Raw genomic sequence first — 20,400 nt, forward strand, 5'->3', positions numbered from 1 at the left:
GTAATTCTTACAAAATTATTAACTTTCCATATTTAAAAAGGTTTTCATTTTCTATTACCGAAAGTATAGTGCGGTAGGACAAAATTTATATTTGGAGGTTAGAAGTATGTCTAAAATTGAAACTCCTGTTATGACTTCGTTACAAACAACGGTTGAAAAAATGATGAAGGATTTAAACGTTCCTGGTGCTGCTGTAGCTGTTATAAAAGACGGTGAAGTTATTCTTTCAGAAGGTTTCGGATATCGAAATATAGAAACAAAAGAACCTGTTACACCAAGTACTCGGTTCGCAATCGGTTCCTCAACGAAAGCTTTTGGCACACTTTCATTAAGCTTGTTGGCACAGCAAAAAAAGTTTAATTGGGATACTCCTGTCCAGTCTTATATACCTAACTTCTCTTTATCTGAACTACTTGCTAGCTCACAAGTTACAGGACGAGATTTGGCTTCCCATCGTACTGGGGTAAGTCGTCATGAGGCTCTTTGGTACAGCTCTTCCTTATCTCGAAAAGATCTCGTTGAAAAAATAAAACATTTACAACTTGATGCACCGTTCCGCACAGCATTTCTTTATAACAACTTAATGTATGCAACAATTAGCCACATTGTTGAAAACATTACAAATCAAACGTGGGAGCAATACGCTACAGAACATATTTTAGAACCTTTAAATATGAGACATACAAATTTCTCTGCTACAGATTCACAAACTACAGATGATTATGCTTTACCTTACATTGAAAATGAAGGTGAAATAAAAGAAGTTCCATTCCGTAACATCGATACAGTCGGCGCTGCTGGATGTATTAATTCTACAATTGAAGATATGGCAAATTGGGTACTTCTTCACTTAAACGAAGGAAAGTTTGGAGATCATGAATTAATCTCCTCTGAATTATTACAACAAATGTATACACCACACAATTCAATTCCAGATCAACCGATTTTATCACTTCCCGAATCTCCATTAAATAGTTACGGACTTGGTTGGTTTATTAGTGCTTATCGTGGTAATAAGGTGGTTCATCATGGCGGTAATATTGATGGATTTTCAGCGCTCGTTTCATTCATACCAAATGAAAACATAGGCCTTGTCATTTTGACAAATGCTGGAGGCACATTACTTCCTACTTATCTCGCTAATCAAATTTATGATGAACTACTTGAATTAGAATCCATTGATTGGCATAAACGTGCTGTAGAAGATACTGAAAAAATGAAGGAAATGATGAAAGAAGCAACTGAATCACTTCCTGAACAAATTAAAGGAACTACACCTTCTCACAAGTTAGAGGATTATACTGGTACTTTTGAACATCCTGCATACGGAACATTACAAATATACAAGCGAGATGATTCGTTAAATGTACAATTTATGGAGATGGATATTCAATTAGGGCATCATCATTACGACATCTTCTCCGCAGAAGTTGAGTTATTCCAAATGAAAATGAGTTTATTATTCGCTTATGAAATGAGTGTGAGTGGTGAATTCCCATCCCTTCAGTTACATGTACCAGCTATGTTAAGTACTCAGCCGCTTGCATTTAAGAAAATTAAATAATTTTTAAATAGAGGGATGACAACACTTCCCTCTATTTCCCTTTAAATTCTTCATCCCAAAAAAGGATAATACGTAAAGGATACAGAATTCTATTATTCAACTAATTAAATTATAAAGTGGAAAAGCTATGTACACAGAAATTTTTAAAGAAATTGTTTCGATTACTCATCACGATTATTCCGGTTGTATTGATAAAAAAGGATGGGACGATCCTACTGCTGGTTTAAATGATTATTCTAATTTAGCAGTAATGGAATGGGCTGATACATTTGCTCTTTACTACCCTACTTCACGGCTTTCTATTATAGATAAAGGCGAAGGAATGTCCGGAATTGGTATACAACCGCATATACATATCCCGTGGACTCCGGAACATATACAAGAAGATGTAGATTTAAAGTTAGCATTACAACTGCTTCAAAACGAAGAATGGTAAAAAATAGAGGTAGATGTGAATCACACCTACCTTTTCTATTTCATATCAATCTTTTCTGGTTGAAACCAAATTGGCTTTGATAGCTCAAAGTTTTTATGATCCGCTAAAACTATAGTAAGACGTTCTAACGTATCATCTAACATATGCGGTGCTGCTCGTAAGGACCAGACAACTGATGAGAAAACTGTCATGCCAACGTACACCGCATATAATTTCCAAAACTCCTCTGGTATTCTACCATTAAAGTATCCTTCTATTTGTCCAATTGAATACGGAATACTAATGTCCCTTGCAAATAGTGCAATTTTCACGAAATCATGAAGTGGATCGCCCCAGTCGTATCCATTAAAATCAACAACACCTACATATTTCCCATCCCGCACAATTATATTTTCTAAATGAAAATCATCGTGTTGAAATCGATTTGGGCGGTTTTGTAAATACATTTCATTATCATCTATAAACTTTATGATTTTATCATCATTTTTTATTTTTATTCCACATGTTTTATATGCCACTAAATATTTCCGGTGTTTTTTCATTGCTCTTTCATACCATGGAAATATATCCTTAGGAGCTTCATATGTATGCATTTTTGCTAAATCTTTTCCTGCCTCTATACCAATATTATATTGTTCTTTTGGTGAATACGTAGGCAATAGCTTCTTCGCATCTTCTCCTTCTATATACGAAAAAACACCGTAGCATAAACCTTCTTCTTCCAACAAACCCATTTCAATTGGCTTTTGTGCTTGCACACTACGTTTTTGCATTTCATTTAAAATTTGAAACTCTATTTTCTTTCTTTCAAACTCTTTTATATCGCCTGTCCGTAACAAATACTTTTCATCTTCAATAGTCGTAATGATATATTTTTTATCAGGAGAGAAACCTTTAGAGATTTCTTCAATATTTGCTGCATCTTTTACTATTTGTATATTGTTTTGCCGTGCTGTAATTGTCTTCATGTTTATTCCCCTTACATTTCTACATTTGGTGTATACGCTACTTCTATAATAAATCCATTCGGATCGTAAAAATCAATAGTATAGTATCCGTCCGAATAATGACTCATTTCTATCGGACCACGTATTACCTTCACTTTTGTACTAGCAAGAAAATCTGCTACTTCATCAACTACTTCTCTACGAATAGCTTGGTAACAAATATGTCTAGGCCCTAAAGTCCTTACAATTTCCCCGTCCATCTCTTTAAAATATATTTCACTTTCTCCCGTACTATATGCTACTTCATTTAACTTTCTCCATCCAATTATCAAAAACAATTTATCATAAAAAGAAATAGACTCCTCTAAATTCGCGACCCAAAATTCAATATGATGAATACCTGCTCGAAGTGTATTCATATTAAGAATGTGCCCCCTGTACGACTTGTACAATTTCCATAGGCGTATGAACCATATAATCTGGTGCATCTTTTTCTACTGTTTCAATGACATCATATCCCCAAGATACCCAAATTACGTTCACACCAGCCTTTTTACACGCTGCTACGTCTCGCTGTTCATCACCGACATATAACATATCTTGCTCTGTTATTTTTTTTGATTTTAAAAATCTTTTTATCATTTTGTCTTTACCAAATAAATTTTTAGAACAATACACTTCTTGAATATTTTCGATACCATTATTGTGTAAAAACGCCCGAATATGCTCTTCTGAGTTCGATGATATGACGGCAATCCCGTAGCCTTTTTTATGTAATTCATCTAATACATCCTTCATCCCATGGAACAAAACGAGATCTTTTATAGCAGGTTGATACAATTTATAAAACTCCAGCGCTAATATCGGTAGTTTATACAGTGGTACATCGAGTTGCTTACATCTCTCTGGCATCGTTAATTTACGTAAATACTCAATTTCTTCTTCCCTTACCGTTTTATATCCGTGCTTTTCAGCAAGTTGATTATAAATCGGTACAAATATATTTTGTGAATCTACTAATGTGCCATCAAAGTCAAAAACGATATATTTTTGCATCCCCATACTCCCTTTTTTCTTTTTTCCTAAACATATGTTATTCAACAACATAAATGTCGTATCCTTTCATAAAGAAAAAAAGAACAAGATTTTCTCTCGTTCTTTTTAAGACAACCATTTCGGCGGTACATTCGTATTCCAATAAATATTTCCTAACTCATGGTGTCCTGAATATCCATCATCAAAACGATGATAGTGGAAATTAAAATAATATCCATCTTGCGGTGGATGATCTCTCCTCACATGAAATCGCAGTAAGTCATTTCCTGATTTCGTGTCATAAACATGAAAAATCTTTTCATTATTTCCGCCAGCCGGTCTTTGAGAAATCGCTAATGATTGTAACGATTCTTCTGGCACATCATTTGCAAGTTCCGCAATTGCCTCTTCAATTTTAGGTAATACAACATCTTTAAATTCATCTTCAATTACAGGCCCAATTTTAGAGCCGAATTTTTGCATAGATTGCTTCTCTGCTTCTTGCATCGCATAGTTAACAAAAGTATCGGTGGTTAACCTATCATTTGTTTCTTCATATGTATAGGACGTACTCTCCAAATTTTGTTGCCCAGCTGTGCTCGTAGGCTTGTCCGCAGCTTTGGCATTATCAAGTAATATGGAAGGAGGCGTCACTAAACCAAACGTAAATACGGTAATTAATGCGACTAAGGTTTTTCTAAACCAATTTGGCATTTATGTTCCCTCCCCTTTCACTCATTATATTTTATATAACGGTTGTTTCTTCTATTATACAAAATGATTGTAATTTTTGCACTTTACAATTTTGTTAACGTTCACATATTTTTCACTTGAATATGAAATTGTAAGATTTCATACACTATAAATACAACAACAATGAGGGGGACAATCAGATGACTTTAGATGTCGTGTACTCAGCCGCAAGCATACTCCTTTTAGTATATTTTATTTACCAGTGTGTTACAGACTAGAAAAAGAGCCATTTCCGGCTCTTTTTCTATGGTAAAAATAGAATCCAACCAATCCATACTATAAAAATAATCCCGGCAATTACAGCTGGTAATAAATAAAAATGAGAAAGTATAACTATTCCATACAAAAATATTACTGGAAGTAATAAATAGCGATCTGCCTTCCATCTTAACAATAGTAATTTGCCTTCATCACAATATAAATATAGAAACATTTTTTTCGTAAATTCATTCCAATAATCGCGTGCATAACGAGAAATTGCAACTAACGTAAATACGAGGATAATAGCTGCAATCCACCTCGGACTCATCATAATACTTACCGTGCTTATACATACAATTTGAATATAAAATATTCGTGCACTACTTGTACGGAAAAATTCTTTCAAAAAAGATTCAACGATACGCGAATCAGCTTTTTTCCCTAAAAGTCTTTTAGAATGTGGGAACATCCACGGTTTTTTACTCGAACTACTCGGTTTAGCCGCATGACCACCAACTTGCATAATCCCACTCGTCCAGCGCATACTTTCTTCTTTCTCTTTCTCAACTTCTTTAAAAAAGCAATTTTTATAATTTAGTTTTTCTTTTATCAATACGATAATTAGAAAAACTGCTAGACCGATACATAGTATAGAATAAAATGGATTTTTATAAATAAGAAACAGACTCAATCCAAAAAAGGATAGACTTATAGAAAATATTACATTTTTTATAATCCATAGTAGCCATCGTTTCCCCACACGTATATGAATAAATCTCGTCAACAACGACAACATAAATCGAAATACAGTAAAGAATGTCCAAAATAATACGATTTGTATCTTTGTCGCTCCGATACTTTTCATTAACACTGGTAACATAACAACTACTACCATTACATTCGTTATCGCTATTCGAATAAATGTATATATCATGCCATACTGAATTAATTTTCGCATATGAGTTGGATACGAAATTAAAAATAAGCTATCTGCTTGTTCAAAAAACGAGCGTACACCTCTCGAATATGTTACAAGATAAAATGCGAGTAAACCTAATCCGAAATACACAGTCTCTTCCATCGATAATGTTTCCGTCCATAGTGATCGATAATAGATTCCCATAAATATAAGTGCTGGAATAATTATATATAACGCAACTGTCCAATCTGTTACCGAACGTATGGACTTCCATTTCCGCTCAAGTTCAGGGCGTAATCTTTTATAAAATTGTTTTTTAATCATGCTGTTCACGCCTTACGATTACATCAAAACAGTCTAATAATGAACTCCCTGGCATTTCTACTAACGTTTGAATAGACTCTAAATGTCCATCTGCAACTAATGTACCTTGTGAAATGAGCAAAAATCTTTCGCAAATTCTTTCAGCAGTATCCAATACGTGCGTACAAAGTAAAATTCCTGCCCCGCGCTCTTTTTCTTTATATAAATAACTTAAAAACTCTTTCGTAGCTACTGGATCTAATCCGATAAAAGGTTCGTCAATTATATAAAAATCTGGCTTAGTTAAAAACGCCAATATAAGCATCGATTTTTGTTTCATCCCTTTTGAAAACTTTGATAAATACTCATGCTTATGCTTATCCATTCGAAACATATGTAATAATTCTTCAGCTTCCCTTTCCCAGCTTCCTACTTCATTCTCACGAGCAGCCATTAATAATTCAATATGTTCCCAGAGCGTCAAATACTCATAATATGTTGGATGTTCTGGCACATATGCATACGGATTTTTCTTTTCACCAAATGATATTTCACCATTCATATTTACAAGTAAGCCTAGCATCGTTTTAATCGTAGTACTTTTCCCGGCACCATTTGCGCCAATAAGAGCAACTAATTCACCTTTTTCAATTGAAAAAGCAATATCATGAATTGTTTTTTCACCTATTTCATATCCAGCTGAGCGGATATTCACCTTCAACATACATTCCCCTTCTTTCCATTCCCAATACAATCAAGGAAAATAATAACACTATCTATATATCATTATAAAATATTTATTTTCATAGCAGGAAAAAACATTTTTTAACAGAATATTAAATGTTTGATTACATTTTATTGGAGTGAATACTATGCCTTTTCAAATTCGTGAAGCGATGATAGATGATATAGATACACTTTGTTCTTTAACAAAAGAATTAAAAGGTTCCTCTATTTCCTATGAAGATATGAACAACCGATTGCAATTCGTACACATGAGTCCTTTTGATTTTTTATATGTTTATGAGGAAGAAGAAACTATATTTGGATTACTTGGGTTTCGTATACGCGAAAATTTAGAAGATGTAACTCGTTATGGAGAAATTTCAATTATTAGCGTCGATTCCACAATACGGCGGAAAGGCATTGGACAAGTGTTAATGAATTATGCAGAACAGTTAGCAAAGAAGCATAATTGCATTGGAACATGGCTAGTTAGCGGAACAAAAAGAGTGGAAGCACATCCTTTTTACAAAAAATTAGGTTATGAAGTAAATGGATATCGATTTGTAAAACATTTTTAAACTACTTTTTAATTGAAGGGACTATAACTATGACAAACATTAAAGCAATTTTCATTGATCGTGACGGTACAATTGGCGGCGACACTACAATACATTATCCTGGATCTTTTACATTATTCCCCTTTACAAAAGCAGCTCTGCAAAAACTAAAAGCTCAAAATATAAAAATTTTCTCTTTCACAAATCAACCAGGTATCGCGGATGGAATAGCGACTGTAGCTGATTTTGTACAAGAATTAGAAGGTTTCGGTTTTGATGATATTTACGTTTGTCCTCATAAACACGGGGATGGTTGTGAATGCCGTAAACCAAGTACAGGCATGCTTCTTAAAGCAGCGGAAAAACATGAGCTTGATTTAACAGAATGTGCTATAGTTGGTGATCGTTGGACTGATATTGTGGCAGGAGAAAAAGTGAATGCAACAACGATATTAGTACGAACAGGCGCTGGATACGATGCTTTACATACGTACCGAGACAAGTGGGCACATATTGAGCCAAACTACATTGCAGAAAACTTTGAAGATGCAACAAACTGGGTTTTAAATCAACTATAATACAATTTAAAAGAGACGTTTTCATTTTGAAAACGTCTCTTTTAATCTTACATTTTTTAAAATGTTAATTCATAATGGAAATAACGATTATCTCTCAAATAACCATTTTCAGCATATAATCGCTGTGCTGATAAATTATCAATCTCTGTTTGTAATTTTACACCTTTTGCGCCATTTTCTAATGCGAATTTTTTAGCAGCTTCTAATAATTTTTTACCTGTTCCAGATCCGCGCTTCGCCGCTTGTACAAACAGATCATTTAAAATCCATAATTCTTTCATTGAAATGGAAGAAAATGATGGATATAATTGCGTGAATCCAATATATTCACCGTCTTCAACTGCTACGAAAATAACGGATTCCTTTCTCTCGATACGATTTCTTAAAAATACTTTTGCACTTTCTAAATCGGAATCTTGTCGGTAAAACATACGATAGTTATTAAAAACTGATGCTAGTCCATCTAAATCTGCAATTGTTGCCTCATATATTCTCATTTTACTCCATTCCCCTTCCAATACTTTCTCATTATATCCGTTACCCATTTAGGCTGTTGTATTTCTTCTTTCGGCATAAACTCTTTCATTATTGGCTTTATGTCCAATATAGGGGTACCATCAATAGCATCTAACCCCTCAACAATAATTGATTTACCTTCTCTTTTTATCACTTTTACAATTGTTACACCTATGCGATTCGGGCGATTTTTCCCGCGCTGTGCAAAAATACCTACTTTAGGATAATCATTATTATTTCTAGGATGTCTAGCAAAATATTGAATTTGTTCATCCGTTACTTTATGAAAATAAAAAACAACTTCAATATGAGAAAAATCTTCAATCCCTTGTATACTTTCCTCTGTATACAATTCAGTTAAAGTAATACAGGATCTTACTTCTCCCCATTCATCATCTTTTATTTCCTTTCTTTCATTATGTACAAATGCGATTGGTTGAACTAAAAACATACGCATTCCCCCTTGAATGTAACCACTTACATTATAAAATATTTTCTGAATGTTTTCCACATACACGAACTAAGTTTACATAATATAATTACAACCTACTTTCTAAAGCCACATTTACTGCTTCAATTGCATGTATAAAAGTTGTATCGAATATCGGAACTACTACGTCTTCCTGCTTTATTAATAATCCTATTTCTGTACAACCTAAAATTATTCCCTGTGCTCCTTTTTGCACTAGCTCTTCTATGACTCTTTTATAATATTCTCTAGATTGCGATGTTATTTCTCCTAAACATAATTCTGTATAAATTATTTCATTTATTTTTTCTCTATTTTTTTCTACTGGCACTATTACTTTTATATTATTCTCTTCTATACGTGACTTATAGAAATCTTGCTCCATTGTATATTTTGTTCCAAGTAGACCAATCGTTTGAATACCTTTTCTTTTAATTTCTTTTGCAGTAGTATCAGCAATATGCAATACGGGGATGTTAATATTCTCTTTTATTTTCTCCACTACTTTATGCATTGTATTTGTGCAAATGATTATAAAATCTGCTCCTCCCTTCTGCAATGAATACGCCGCATTCCCTAATACTTCCCCTGCTCCATCCCAATTCCCGTTAGACTGGAATCGTTCTATCTCTTCAAAATCCACACTATTAATCAAACATTTTGCTGAGTGTAATCCTCCTAATCTACTTTTTATCTCTTCATTTAAAATTCGATAATATTCCGAAGTCGATTCCCAACTCATACCACCTATAAGCCCTATCGTTTTCATATAACACACCTACCTAAGCTTTTTTCTAAACTAATAACAATGTTTTATTATGTATATTATACATAATAAAACAAGAATTTAAGTTTAGAATATAAAGTATTGTTTAAACTATTTCCAAGGAAATTTTATGCGAATATTCTGAAATTAACCCCCTAATGTTTTTATAGAATCCTCATATTGATAATTAAAACATTGTCGATACAACTGTTTAATTTCATTATAAGAAGGAACTCGTGGATTATTTCCTGGGCTACCACTTTCAATTGCATCCGAGGCCATTTTTGAAATAGCATTTTCAAACTCAATTTCATCAATTCCATATTCTTTTAAATTTGGAATGCGAAGATCGAAACAAAGTTTCTTTATTTCAGCAAGCGTGTAATTCGCTACTTCTTCCTCAGAATATGAGTAGAGGTCTTTGTTTAAATTGCGTCCAATCTCAGCTAACCTTTTCACTGCACTTGTTTTTGTGAACTCTAAAACTGTAGGTAATAGTATGGCGTTCGATATACCATGTGGTACATGAAATAGTGCACCTACTGGTCTTGACATACCATGGACTAACGTAACTGATGCATTTGAGAATGCAATTCCAGCTTGTAATGAAGCGATCATCATTGCCTCCCTTGCTTCCATATTATCTCCATCTTCATATGCAATACGTAAATATTTCATAATACTTTCAATAGCCGAAAGAGCAAGTACATCTGTAAGTGGTTGTGAAAATTTAGAAATATATGCTTCAATTGCATGGCATAATGCATCTATACCTGTCGCTGCCGTAATATGAGGTGGTACCGAACTTGTTAATATCGGGTCAATAATCGCTACTTGCGGGGTAAAACTCGGATGCTTCATCATCATTTTTACATCTGTTTTTTTATTCGTAATTACTGCTACACTTGTTACTTCTGACCCAGTACCTGAAGTTGTTGGAATTGCAATGAGTGGTAGTGGATCATTTTCTATTTCAACATCTTTTTGGACGTAATATTCAATTGCTCCACCATTAGTATGTAACACCGCTACTGCTTTCGCAGCATCAATACAACTTCCACCACCAATACCGATAATAAAATCACACTTTCCTTCTTTACAAATCGTTAACGCTTCTAATACGTGTAAATTTGTAGGCTCAGCATTCACTTTGTTATATGTAATAACAGTAATACCTTTCTTATTTAGCTGTTTTATGCACCTTTCAACATACCCTAATTTCTCCATAATTGTATCAGTAACTATAAAAGCTCTTTTCCCAAACTTCTTTGATTGTTCCCCCAGCTTTTCAATCGAATTTCTTCCATATAGTACAGACTTCGGCATACGAAACTCAGCAACTTCTTGCAAGTACTCCACCCCTTCTTCCCCTTATTAATGTTTTAGTTTATAAAATATCAACTAAATAAATCTTTACAATTCATATAGTATCTATTTTTAATAAATTCCTGTAATAGTATAGAATGCGATAACTAAAAACACAGCAAGCGTTTTCAAAACTGTAATAGCAAATATATCTTTATATGACTGTTTATGTGTTAAACCTGTTACTGTAAGAATAGTAATAATAGCCCCGTTATGTGGTAATGTATCCATTCCTCCTGATGCCATTGATACGATACGGTGCATAACTTCTAATGGAATATCAAATTGATTTGCTGCTGCAATAAATTTATCCCCCATCGCACTTAAAACAATCCCCATTCCTCCTGATGCAGAACCTGTAATACCGGCTAAAATATTCGTCGTTACCGCTCCATTCACTAAAGGATTTGTGAACGTTGCAGAAATGCCGTCTCTCATAATTGCAAAGCCTGGAAGTGCTGCAATGACACCACCAAAACCAAATTCTGCTCCTGTATTCATTGTTGCAAGTAGCGCACCACCAATACTTGTATTCAATCCAGCTTGAAATCCTGTTACTACCCGTTTCCAATATAATAAAAGAGTTGTTAAAATTCCTATTATAAGTGCCAATTCTACAGACCATATTCCAACTACCGCACTCAATTCTACTTTTCCAAATGCTTTCATACCAATAGCTGAGAAATCAAACCCATTCGGATACCACTTTGGTATCATGATTGTGAAAACTTTATTCATTACACCTACTAAAATAAGTGGTACAAATGCAATTACTTGCTGTACTCTTGTAATTTCAATACTGCTTAATATCGGCATATCTTTTTGTTCTAATTGCAAAGATGCTGCCATTTCAGTATTCCCATCGTTAAAACCAAAATACCCTTCACCTGCTGCTTTTGCCTTCTTACGCCTACTCTCTAAATATAATAAACCTAACGTGAGAACAAAAATCGCCCCTACAATACCAAGTATCGGTGCAGCATAAATATCCGTTTTAAAAAATGTTGTAGGTATTACATTTTGAATTTGTGGTGATCCAGGGAGCGCATCCATTGTAAACGTCACTGCTCCAAGAACAATCGTTCCAGGTATTAAGCGCTTTGGAATATTAGCTTGTCGAAAAAGCTTAGCTGCAAACGGAAATATAGCAAATACCACTACATATACACTAACACCACTATACGTTAAAATAGCACCCATTAAAACAATCGCTAAAATCGTACGTTTTTCTCCAACCAACTCTACAATCGTCTTTGCAATAGAATCAGCAATTCCTGACATTTCTACTACTTTCCCAAAAATTGCTCCAAGTAAAAACACCGGGAAATATAGTTTAATAAACCCTACCATTTTCTCCATAAAAATATTAGAAAAGAAAGGTAATACAAAACTAGGTTCTGTCAAAAATACCGCAAATAATGCAAAAATCGGTGCAAATAAAATAACAGAAAACCCTCTATACGCTACAAACATAAGTAAGCTAAGTGCTAATAATATAATAACTAGCTCCAATTATACCCCTCCTTTAAACTGAAAATTCAATCTTTTGTTGATAAACTTCTACTAATCTTTCATTTCTGACATCCCTCCTCTAATTCATACAAATTTTTCATACTAAAATGTCTAATTATACATATTCGATTACATATGAAAAATCCCTTTAAACAAAAACGATTTCATCGTCATACGTTATAAAGGGATTGTTAGTCTCTATTTTTATTTTTATTTTTTTATTAAACTATTTTCTATACAAAAATGGTGTAGTTCTTCTATATCCTTCGCTATATGAGTCGCACTAACTTCAATCAACTCATTTTCACTACCATAGCCATATAAAACACCAATTGAAGCAATTCCATTATGATTTGCACCTATTATATCGTGCTTTCTATCTCCAATCATGACAACTTCCTCTTTATTAAGTCCTTCATTCTGTTGTAAAATATGAGCAATTATTTCTTCCTTTTTTATTCTTGTCCCATCTAAATTACTCCCAACAATCTCTTCAAAAAAAGATGTTAACTGAAAGTGCTCTATTACTTGTTTCGCAAATACAGTAGGCTTTGAAGTTGCTACAAACAAACGATTGCCAGTATCCTTTAATTCTTGCAACAGAGTTGGAATTCCATCGTATACTTTATTCTCTAATAAACCATTTTGCTTTAAATATTCCCGAAAGTAAAACACAACTCGTTCTACTTCTATTTCATTCATATTATATCTTTCTGCAAACGATTGTTGGATTGGTGGGCCGATAAATGAATCTAACTCACTTATATTCCCTTCTTCAATCCCCATCTTATTTAACGCATATAAAGCAGAATTAATAATTCCTTCTTTCGGATCAGTTAATGTTCCGTCTAAATCAAAGAGATATGTAGTGTACATATTATATTCCTCCAGTCATTGTTTACTTTATATGCAATTCACATCTTATCTATATTATCATAATTTATTTTGTCAGAAAATTACTTCTTTTACTTTCTTCTTTCATAATTTCAGTTACAAAATATATAAGAATATGATAAAGTGAACAAGTTACAATTAATTTAATAGAAACTGGTGAAACACATGTCAATTACGTTAATTTTTATAATGGCTTTCACAATTGTTATCCACGCAGTTGAAACAAGCTCTTATAGTATTCGATTAGCTGGTGTTCGTTTAAAAAAGATTGTCGTTGCCTTATCCATCGTAGGAATGGTACTACTTATTTCAAGAACATCTAACTTACTACAAGCTTTTTTAATTGGTGGTATTGTCGATGAAGCAAAGCTAGATTCTTCTATTGATTTAGAGCATATTATACGGCTCGTTCTATTATCTGCTTCTGTCGGTACATTGCTCGCGATTATACTCTACCCAACTTTGACAAAGCTATTTGGATACGTTATTCAAAACTTTGAAACGGATGGTTCATTCATTCGAATGATGAAAACAAATAACATTCAAAAATTAAAGTACACAAAAAAATATGTACGCTTTCCAAAGCTTGAGATGATTCATCGAATGCGTATTGGCGGAATTCCGAAGCGAATTATGCTTATTAATATGTTTGCCACTGCCATTTATACAGCTGGTGTTCTTTCCGCACTATATGCTTCTTTTTTAAATCCGACTTATGCAACAAATGCAAGTACAGCTTCTGGCCTTGTGAATGGTTTCGCCACTATTTTATTAACAGTGCTACTCGATCCACGCATTGCCCTTTTAACAGAACGTGCTTTACAATCTGAAAAGGGTGCTGAGGCAATGAGTAAAATGTATGGTTGGCTAATGATATCTAGACTTTTCGGCACATTATTGGCACAACTACTATTTGTACCAGGTGCTTACTGGATTTTATGGATTATTGAACTGATGCATTAATTTACTCGAAAGGTGAATGTATCAATGAAGATAAAAACAGAGCAAGATATAATTCGTTTTATAGAAAACGACGAATGGATGATGTATGTATTAAAAATGGCAAAATCACTAGAGCTACCTGATTGGTGGATTTGTGCTGGGTTTGTCCGTTCTAAAATTTGGGATACTTTACATAACTACGAAGTAAGAACGGCTACGCCAGATGTCGATGTCATTTATTATGATCCATTACATAAAGATGAGGCGTACGAACAATCATTAAAACAGAAGCTAGCGAATATGGATGCCTCTATCCCTTGGTCAGTAAAAAATCAAACTCGCATGCATGTAGTGAATGGAATGCCACCATACTCTTCTTCTGTTGATGCTATTTCTAAATTTCCTGAAACAGCAACCGCTTTAGGAGTTACGCTTGACGAGCAAAACAATCTCATATTAACAGCTCCATGTGGAATTGAAGATGTACTTTCATTACAAGTGAAACCTACACCTCATTTTCTGGAAACGAAAGAACGAATACATATGTACAACAAAAGAGTTAATCAAAAGAAATGGCAAAGCAAATGGCCTAACATTACAATCACTTATCCCGAAATTTAAAAAGGGTGCTTCTCATTATTAGAAGCACCTTTTTTTTATTTCAAAAAATGAATGATTGTTTCTGCGAATCTCTCTGCTTCTTCATAATGCGGTGAATGACCGCTTTCCCCGAATACAATATACTTCCCATTTGAAGCATCATTATTAAATATTTCAATTTGTTTTTCACACGTTACTACATCGTATTTTCCTACAATTAATAACATTGGATTTTGTATATCTTTTATTTTAGATAATAATGACGTATGACATGCTCCCTCTAATTTTAATCTATCAAAATGAATTTTGGAGCGATTTGAAAATACTTCCCACTCTTCATCACTATATAAACTATCGTCTGTCTCATCTTTTTTATAATTGTAAATCTCCATTCTTTTTTCTTCTAATTCAGCACTTAATCTTATATAAGCTTCTAACAACTCTTCTGAACTAGCATTATTAGATGAATAAGCAAAGCAGTCTTCTGCTCCCGCTTCTTTTCCATACTTTTTTAATAACGTTCCTGTCTTTTGTAATAGAGCCCTACTTGTTAATGCAAAATCGAAAGTCGGACCTTCAAATATTATTTTCTCTATTGAATTTGGATACGCCCTTGCATATAACAATGCTACATATCCACCGAAAGAGTGCCCGATTACAGACCATTTCTCAATTTGTAGTAGTTTTCTTATTTCCTCACAGTCTTCAACTAAATCATTTAATCCAAAAGATTCTTCCTCAGTAATTCCTTCTGATCGACAAACTCCTCTTTGATCTATCATAATTACATATAAGGAATCTTTTAATCGTTCCGCTTGATGAAATGAAAAATCATAACAGCTTTCACCTGGACCACCGTGTAAAAATAATACTGGTTTATTTTTAGGACTTCCATGTGTTTCAACGTATAGCTTTTTCCCTCTAATGTTCATGTATTTCCCTGTTTCCATCAAATTCGCCTTTATAATCATCACCTTCTTTTTTACTGAATATCTTAACATTTATTGTTAAATAATCCCTATTACATTTAAAAAGACAATAATTATTGCAAGTGGTGCTACAAACCGAAGTAAAAATGCCCAGCAAGTAAATACTTTCTTTCCGTAATTTCCACCTACAAAAAATTCAGCTTCTAGCACTTTCTTTTCCATCTTGAATGATACGAAAATACTAATGAATAGCGCTCCAAGCGGCATTAATATATTACTAGATAAGAAGTCTACTGCATCAAAAATATTCTTCCCAAAAATCGTAATATCACTCCATACTCCAAATGATAAGGCCGATGGTATACCTACTAGAAAAATGCAGAAACCGATGATCCATGAAAGTTTAGCTCTTCTTTCTTGTTCACCATTTGCTAATGCTGAAACAACCGTCTCTAGTAGAGAAAATGCCGATGTTAATGTGGCAAATGTAAATAGCGCAAGAAATACAGTTAAGAACAATCCTCCGAATGGAATTTGGCTAAATACAGATGGCAATACAATAAATAGTAAGCCCGGCCCCTCTGTCGGCTCCATTCCTAATGAAAATACTGCTGGAAATATAGCAAGACCTGCAAATAAAGAAACGAATAAATTCAATCCGACAATCGTAACTGCTGATTTTGGTAAACTTTCTTTTTTATTTAAATACGAGCTATACGTAACCATAATCGAAATCCCTATACTAATCGCAAAGAATGATTGGCCCATTGCGAATAAAATACTTTCTGAAGTAATCTTCGAGAAATCTGGTTGTAAGAAAAACTTCACGCCTTGCATCGCATTATCCAGTGTTAATGAACGAATAATAAGAGCGACAAATAAAACGAACAATGCTGGTAGCATATATTTACTTGCTTTTTCAATTCCATTTTGTACACCTTTTGATACAACCCATATCGTAATGAACATAAAAGCGAAATGTCCAGTAATAGCCCAAAGCGGATTTCCAATTGTTTCAGTAAATAACGAACCGTAATTTTGTCCCGGAGTAATAAGCTGTCCTGTTACTCCCCTGAAAAAATATATTAAAACCCATCCACCTACAACGCTATAAAATGAAAGTAATATAAAACAAGTTCCAACGCCAAGACGTCCAATCCAGTGCCATCCTGTATTTGGTGCGATACTTTTAAATGCTCCAACTGCTTGTTTCTGTGTACTGCGTCCAATCATAAATTCAGCTATAAGTAGCGGTAATCCAATTAATACAGTAAATAATATAAAAATTAAAAAGAATGCTCCTCCCCCGCTCTTCCCAGCGATATAAGGAAATTTCCATATTGCGCCAAGTCCAATTGCTGATCCTGCTGCTGCCATTATAAAACCTAATTTCGAAGTCCATTGCTCCGTCTGTTTCATCCTATTTTCCTCCTGTTAAAATCATTTTATATTAATAAATAAATATTATTGATCAATCTGAATAAAACCTCCATTTCTTTTTCTATAAAATAAAAAAATGGCCCAACGTCTCTATATAAAGAGACGCTAAGCCATTTACTTAACGCGGTACCACCCTTATTGATTCCATTATGAATCCACCTTAGTAGTAATCGTTTGATTACAAACCTAATATCGAAGGTTAACCGTTAAGATTTACTAAGAATGTAATTCCGTTCCACCTTACTGCTCCTAGGCGAGTTCAGGATGTCATTTGACTATGTCGCACCAACCCATAGCTCTCTGCACAAATACATGACCTTACTACTCCTATTCAACACATTTTAATATTTAGAATATATTTTCTTTTGAAATTAATATGAAGTATATCGGTTATATTTATAACTGTCAAGGGATATATTATTTTTTTGTCGAAAAGGATTTTTATAAACTTTCAATGTAAAAATGAAAGAACAGTAAAAAAGCATCTTCGCGATAATCGCGAAGATGCTTTTTTATGGTATAAGACGTGTACAATCTCTCGGAAAAGCACTCGCTTCTCTAACATTTGATAATTCTAAAAGCTTATACACAACTCGTTCTAATCCAATTCCAAAGCCACCATGCGGTGGACATCCGTAGCGGAATGTATCTACATACGATTGAAATTTCTCTGGATGTAATCCTTTTTCTTTAAAAGATGCGAGTAACATTTCATGATTGTGAATACGCTGTGCACCTGACGTTATTTCTAATCCTTTATATAATAGGTCAAATGAATCCGTTACGGCTTCATTCTCCTTATTCGGTATTGTATACATCGGTCGCGATTCTTTCGGATAATGTGTAATAAAGACAAATTCACTTTTATATGTTTCCTTCACATATTTCCCTAGTAACTTTTCACCTTCTGTATCTAAATCCCCTTCAGGAGATTCTTTCCGATACTTCATTTTCAAAATTTCTTGCGCTTCTGCCAATGTGATTTTAGGAATTTCTGTAATGACAGGTACTGTTATTTGTAATAGTTGTAGTTCTTTTTCACATTTTTCTCCTACTTGTTGAAACATGTATCGTAAAATATCTGTTTCTAATTGCATTACTTCATGAAAATCATGAATAAATCCAAGTTCTACATCTAACGATATATATTCATTTAAATGTCTTGAAGAGTTATGATGTTCAGCCCGGTACACAGGAGCAATTTCAAAAACACGTTCGAGTCCTCCCGTTACCATCATTTGTTTATAAAACTGTGGTGATTGAGCTAAATACGCTTCTTTTTGGAAATATGGAAGCTTAAAAACATTCGCTCCTCCTTCTGCCCCTTGCGAGACAATTTTCGGAGTAAATATACGTGTGAAATCGTTCTCTATTAGGAATTCACTAAAGCTCTGAACGAGTATAGATTTCACTTTAAATATCGCCGCGATTCGCTCATGCCTTAACGATAATACTCGCTCATTCAATAATTGATCTAGGCCAACTTGTAACTTTTTTTTATTTATTTCAAATGGGAGTGATTCTGCTCCATTTAGTACTTCCACTTCATGTGCAAGTACTTCAACACCTAATTCTGTTTTCGGTGTCTCTACTATTTCTCCAATTATTTGGACCACACTTTCAACATCAACTTTGTATCCGGCTAACTCGTTTTCTAATACACATTGAATAACTCCCGTTCGGTCCCTTAATAATAAAAAACTAACATTCCCTAGATGACGAATCTTTTTTACCCATCCTTGTAGTAATACAACCTTCCCGCCATGTTCCGTACATTCTCGTGTGAGTGAACGCTTCATTATTTGATCCATTACATTTCCCTCCAATAGTTTTATTTTTATTTACATTATTGTTGTCATCGTCATCATCCACGGTCACTCACCTCCTTTCAAAGAATACAAAAATCCGCCCCTATAAATAGGGACGGATTTTTCCGCGGTACCACCCAAATTGTCATAATGACCATCTTAGCCCTGATAACGGTAGGTACCGTTTGCTTTTACTAATTATCACGTTCAAAGCAACACTCACAGGTGTCTTTCCATCATGCGGTATCGCAATCTTCCCAGCAACCGATTGCTCTCTGTAGACCCTTGCATCATGTACTTTTCCTAATCATCACTTTTTATATTTACAGAGTATCCTATCTCTTTATTTTATAAAACGCAAGCCCTTTTAGAAAAATATTGCGATTTTTCACTAAACAGACCCCTTCTAAAGATATGTAACATGAGCATTGAACTCTATACAATTATCATTTGACAGCTTAGAAATATTTTATCCTTATCAAATTCTTTCAATCGAACTTTTTTCCATTTTATTACATAAAACACGAGTTTCCCACGCATATTATTATTAAAGTTTTATCGGAGGTGTACATATGAAAAAAACAATTAGTTTCTTTCTCCTACTATTATGCTTAGTTGTAGTTAATGAAGCATATGCCTATTCACCAAAATCTTTACCAATCTCTCAAAATTCTGATCAATGGCAAGTAAATATTGATGAAGTAAAAAGAACGAGTGAAAAATTGTTACAACCCAAAAAAGGTGTATTTCAAACATATCATTTCTCTGTAAAAAATCTTGGAAAAAGTGAAGTGTATAATGTACAAGTTGAAGTTTTTCGGAATGAACCAAATACGAAAACAAAATATGAACTCTTTTCCCTAAAAGAAAGTCGTCTAGCGGGCGGAAAAACTGGATTTGAACACGCTAATTTTCCAGTTTCTACAAAATCGGATAAGGTTGACGTGATCATTACGTGGCAAGAACATCCTTTCCGCTCTATGAGAAACGGTCAAAAAGTTGAATCTAGAAAATTTAAAGAGCATTTTGTTTTTAAAGAAGCAGTAAAGTGAACTTATCGGTATATGTACATTATTACCGCTACCAATAAATTTTCTAGTACCAGTTCTTAAGCAAATTAAAAACGTCGTGGCTTATAAA

The 20,400-nt window shown here is 33.9% G+C and carries 21 protein-coding genes, 1 pseudogene and 2 other annotated features; of the genes and pseudogenes, 7 read left to right on the top strand and 15 right to left on the bottom strand.

Features of this window, described 5'->3' with window-relative positions:
- The first annotated feature begins 106 nt into the window (after window positions 1-106).
- The gene (locus ABH957_RS18930; protein WP_404512001.1) at window positions 107-1,564 is read left to right on the top strand and encodes a serine hydrolase; all 1,458 of its coding nucleotides are present in this window, start codon (window positions 107-109) and stop codon (window positions 1,562-1,564) included.
- A gap of 211 nt (window positions 1,565-1,775) precedes the next feature.
- A pseudogene (locus ABH957_RS18935) lies at window positions 1,776-2,000 on the top strand (S41 family peptidase); the annotation flags it as partial.
- Between the two features lie 35 nt (window positions 2,001-2,035).
- Here ABH957_RS18935 and ABH957_RS18940 read toward each other — a convergent pair.
- The 6 genes from ABH957_RS18940 to ABH957_RS18965 form a co-directional block, all read right to left on the bottom strand.
- Window positions 2,036-2,968, bottom strand: coding sequence for an aminoglycoside phosphotransferase family protein (locus ABH957_RS18940; RefSeq protein WP_002168476.1), 933 nt, complete (start codon window positions 2,966-2,968; stop codon window positions 2,036-2,038).
- Window positions 2,969-2,979: 11 nt separating this feature from the next.
- The gene (locus ABH957_RS18945) at window positions 2,980-3,366 is read right to left on the bottom strand and encodes a VOC family protein (RefSeq protein ID WP_016126868.1); all 387 of its coding nucleotides are present in this window, start codon (window positions 3,364-3,366) and stop codon (window positions 2,980-2,982) included.
- Between the two features lies 1 nt (window position 3,367).
- Window positions 3,368-4,003 (bottom strand): HAD family hydrolase, encoded by a 636-nt coding sequence (locus ABH957_RS18950; protein WP_309514843.1) that lies wholly within the window; start codon window positions 4,001-4,003, stop codon window positions 3,368-3,370.
- 105 nt (window positions 4,004-4,108) lie between these two features.
- Entirely contained in the window at window positions 4,109-4,696 is a 588-nt protein-coding gene (locus ABH957_RS18955) for a YpjP family protein (RefSeq protein ID WP_002031682.1), read from the bottom strand.
- A 283-nt stretch (window positions 4,697-4,979) separates the two neighbouring features.
- The gene (locus tag ABH957_RS18960; protein WP_404512003.1) at window positions 4,980-6,179 is read right to left on the bottom strand and encodes an ABC transporter permease; all 1,200 of its coding nucleotides are present in this window, start codon (window positions 6,177-6,179) and stop codon (window positions 4,980-4,982) included.
- Entirely contained in the window at window positions 6,172-6,882 is a 711-nt protein-coding gene (locus ABH957_RS18965) for an ABC transporter ATP-binding protein (RefSeq protein ID WP_404512005.1), read from the bottom strand. Before ABH957_RS18965 ends, ABH957_RS18960 begins: the two co-directional genes overlap by 8 nt.
- A gap of 148 nt (window positions 6,883-7,030) precedes the next feature.
- Here ABH957_RS18965 and ABH957_RS18970 point away from each other — a divergent pair, with 148 nt between their 5' ends.
- A complete protein-coding gene (locus ABH957_RS18970) occupies window positions 7,031-7,462 on the top strand; it encodes a GNAT family N-acetyltransferase (protein ID WP_002168481.1) in 432 nt (143 codons plus the stop codon).
- 29 nt (window positions 7,463-7,491) lie between these two features.
- Window positions 7,492-8,019, top strand: a complete 528-nt coding sequence (locus tag ABH957_RS18975) for an HAD-IIIA family hydrolase (RefSeq protein ID WP_002185960.1) — start codon at window positions 7,492-7,494, stop codon at window positions 8,017-8,019.
- 56 nt (window positions 8,020-8,075) lie between these two features.
- Here the strand turns inward: ABH957_RS18975 and ABH957_RS18980 are convergent, their stop codons facing one another.
- The 6 genes from ABH957_RS18980 to ABH957_RS19005 all read right to left on the bottom strand — a co-directional run bounded on the left by ABH957_RS18980 (window position 8,076) and on the right by ABH957_RS19005 (window position 13,523).
- Complete coding sequence (locus ABH957_RS18980) at window positions 8,076-8,516, bottom strand: GNAT family N-acetyltransferase (protein WP_033713296.1); 441 nt, start codon at window positions 8,514-8,516, stop codon at window positions 8,076-8,078.
- Entirely contained in the window at window positions 8,513-8,986 is a 474-nt protein-coding gene (locus ABH957_RS18985; protein WP_002168484.1) for an SAM-dependent methyltransferase, read from the bottom strand. Before ABH957_RS18985 ends, ABH957_RS18980 begins: the two co-directional genes overlap by 4 nt.
- Before the next feature lie 88 nt (window positions 8,987-9,074).
- Window positions 9,075-9,773: an aspartate/glutamate racemase family protein gene (locus ABH957_RS18990; RefSeq protein WP_404512007.1), complete on the bottom strand. Its 699-nt coding sequence runs from the start codon at window positions 9,771-9,773 to the stop codon at window positions 9,075-9,077.
- A gap of 144 nt (window positions 9,774-9,917) precedes the next feature.
- The gene (locus tag ABH957_RS18995) at window positions 9,918-11,120 is read right to left on the bottom strand and encodes an iron-containing alcohol dehydrogenase (protein ID WP_404512037.1); all 1,203 of its coding nucleotides are present in this window, start codon (window positions 11,118-11,120) and stop codon (window positions 9,918-9,920) included.
- 87 nt (window positions 11,121-11,207) lie between these two features.
- Complete coding sequence (locus ABH957_RS19000) at window positions 11,208-12,647, bottom strand: GntP family permease (RefSeq protein WP_404512009.1); 1,440 nt, start codon at window positions 12,645-12,647, stop codon at window positions 11,208-11,210.
- A gap of 210 nt (window positions 12,648-12,857) precedes the next feature.
- A complete protein-coding gene (locus tag ABH957_RS19005) occupies window positions 12,858-13,523 on the bottom strand; it encodes an HAD family hydrolase (protein WP_404512011.1) in 666 nt (221 codons plus the stop codon).
- A 183-nt stretch (window positions 13,524-13,706) separates the two neighbouring features.
- Between ABH957_RS19005 and ABH957_RS19010 the strand changes: the two genes are divergently transcribed.
- Window positions 13,707-14,504, top strand: coding sequence for a lipid II flippase Amj family protein (locus ABH957_RS19010; protein WP_061673890.1), 798 nt, complete (start codon window positions 13,707-13,709; stop codon window positions 14,502-14,504).
- A 24-nt stretch (window positions 14,505-14,528) separates the two neighbouring features.
- Window positions 14,529-15,104 (top strand): nucleotidyltransferase family protein, encoded by a 576-nt coding sequence (locus tag ABH957_RS19015; protein ID WP_113937766.1) that lies wholly within the window; start codon window positions 14,529-14,531, stop codon window positions 15,102-15,104.
- 35 nt (window positions 15,105-15,139) lie between these two features.
- Here ABH957_RS19015 and ABH957_RS19020 read toward each other — a convergent pair whose 3' ends face one another.
- The 3 genes from ABH957_RS19020 to aspS form a co-directional block, all read right to left on the bottom strand.
- Window positions 15,140-16,054 carry an alpha/beta fold hydrolase gene (locus tag ABH957_RS19020; protein WP_404512038.1) on the bottom strand — a complete coding sequence of 305 codons (915 nt, stop codon included), beginning with the start codon at window positions 16,052-16,054 and terminating at the stop codon, window positions 15,140-15,142.
- Window positions 16,055-16,090: 36 nt separating this feature from the next.
- A complete protein-coding gene (locus ABH957_RS19025) occupies window positions 16,091-17,431 on the bottom strand; it encodes a sodium-dependent transporter (protein ID WP_002165897.1) in 1,341 nt (446 codons plus the stop codon).
- Between the two features lie 116 nt (window positions 17,432-17,547).
- Window positions 17,548-17,796, bottom strand: a binding site (T-box leader).
- A 168-nt stretch (window positions 17,797-17,964) separates the two neighbouring features.
- Entirely contained in the window at window positions 17,965-19,263 is a 1,299-nt protein-coding gene (gene aspS, locus ABH957_RS19030; RefSeq protein WP_404512013.1) for an aspartate--tRNA(Asn) ligase, read from the bottom strand.
- Between the two features lie 105 nt (window positions 19,264-19,368).
- Window positions 19,369-19,580, bottom strand: a binding site (T-box leader).
- A 252-nt stretch (window positions 19,581-19,832) separates the two neighbouring features.
- Here aspS and ABH957_RS19035 point away from each other — a divergent pair.
- Entirely contained in the window at window positions 19,833-20,312 is a 480-nt protein-coding gene (locus tag ABH957_RS19035; RefSeq protein ID WP_113937762.1) for a hypothetical protein, read from the top strand.
- The last annotated feature ends 88 nt before the right edge of the window (window positions 20,313-20,400 follow it).

The organism is Bacillus sp. RC242 (genome assembly GCF_044908245.1).
Lineage (GTDB): Bacteria > Bacillota > Bacilli > Bacillales > Bacillaceae_G > Bacillus_A > Bacillus_A mycoides.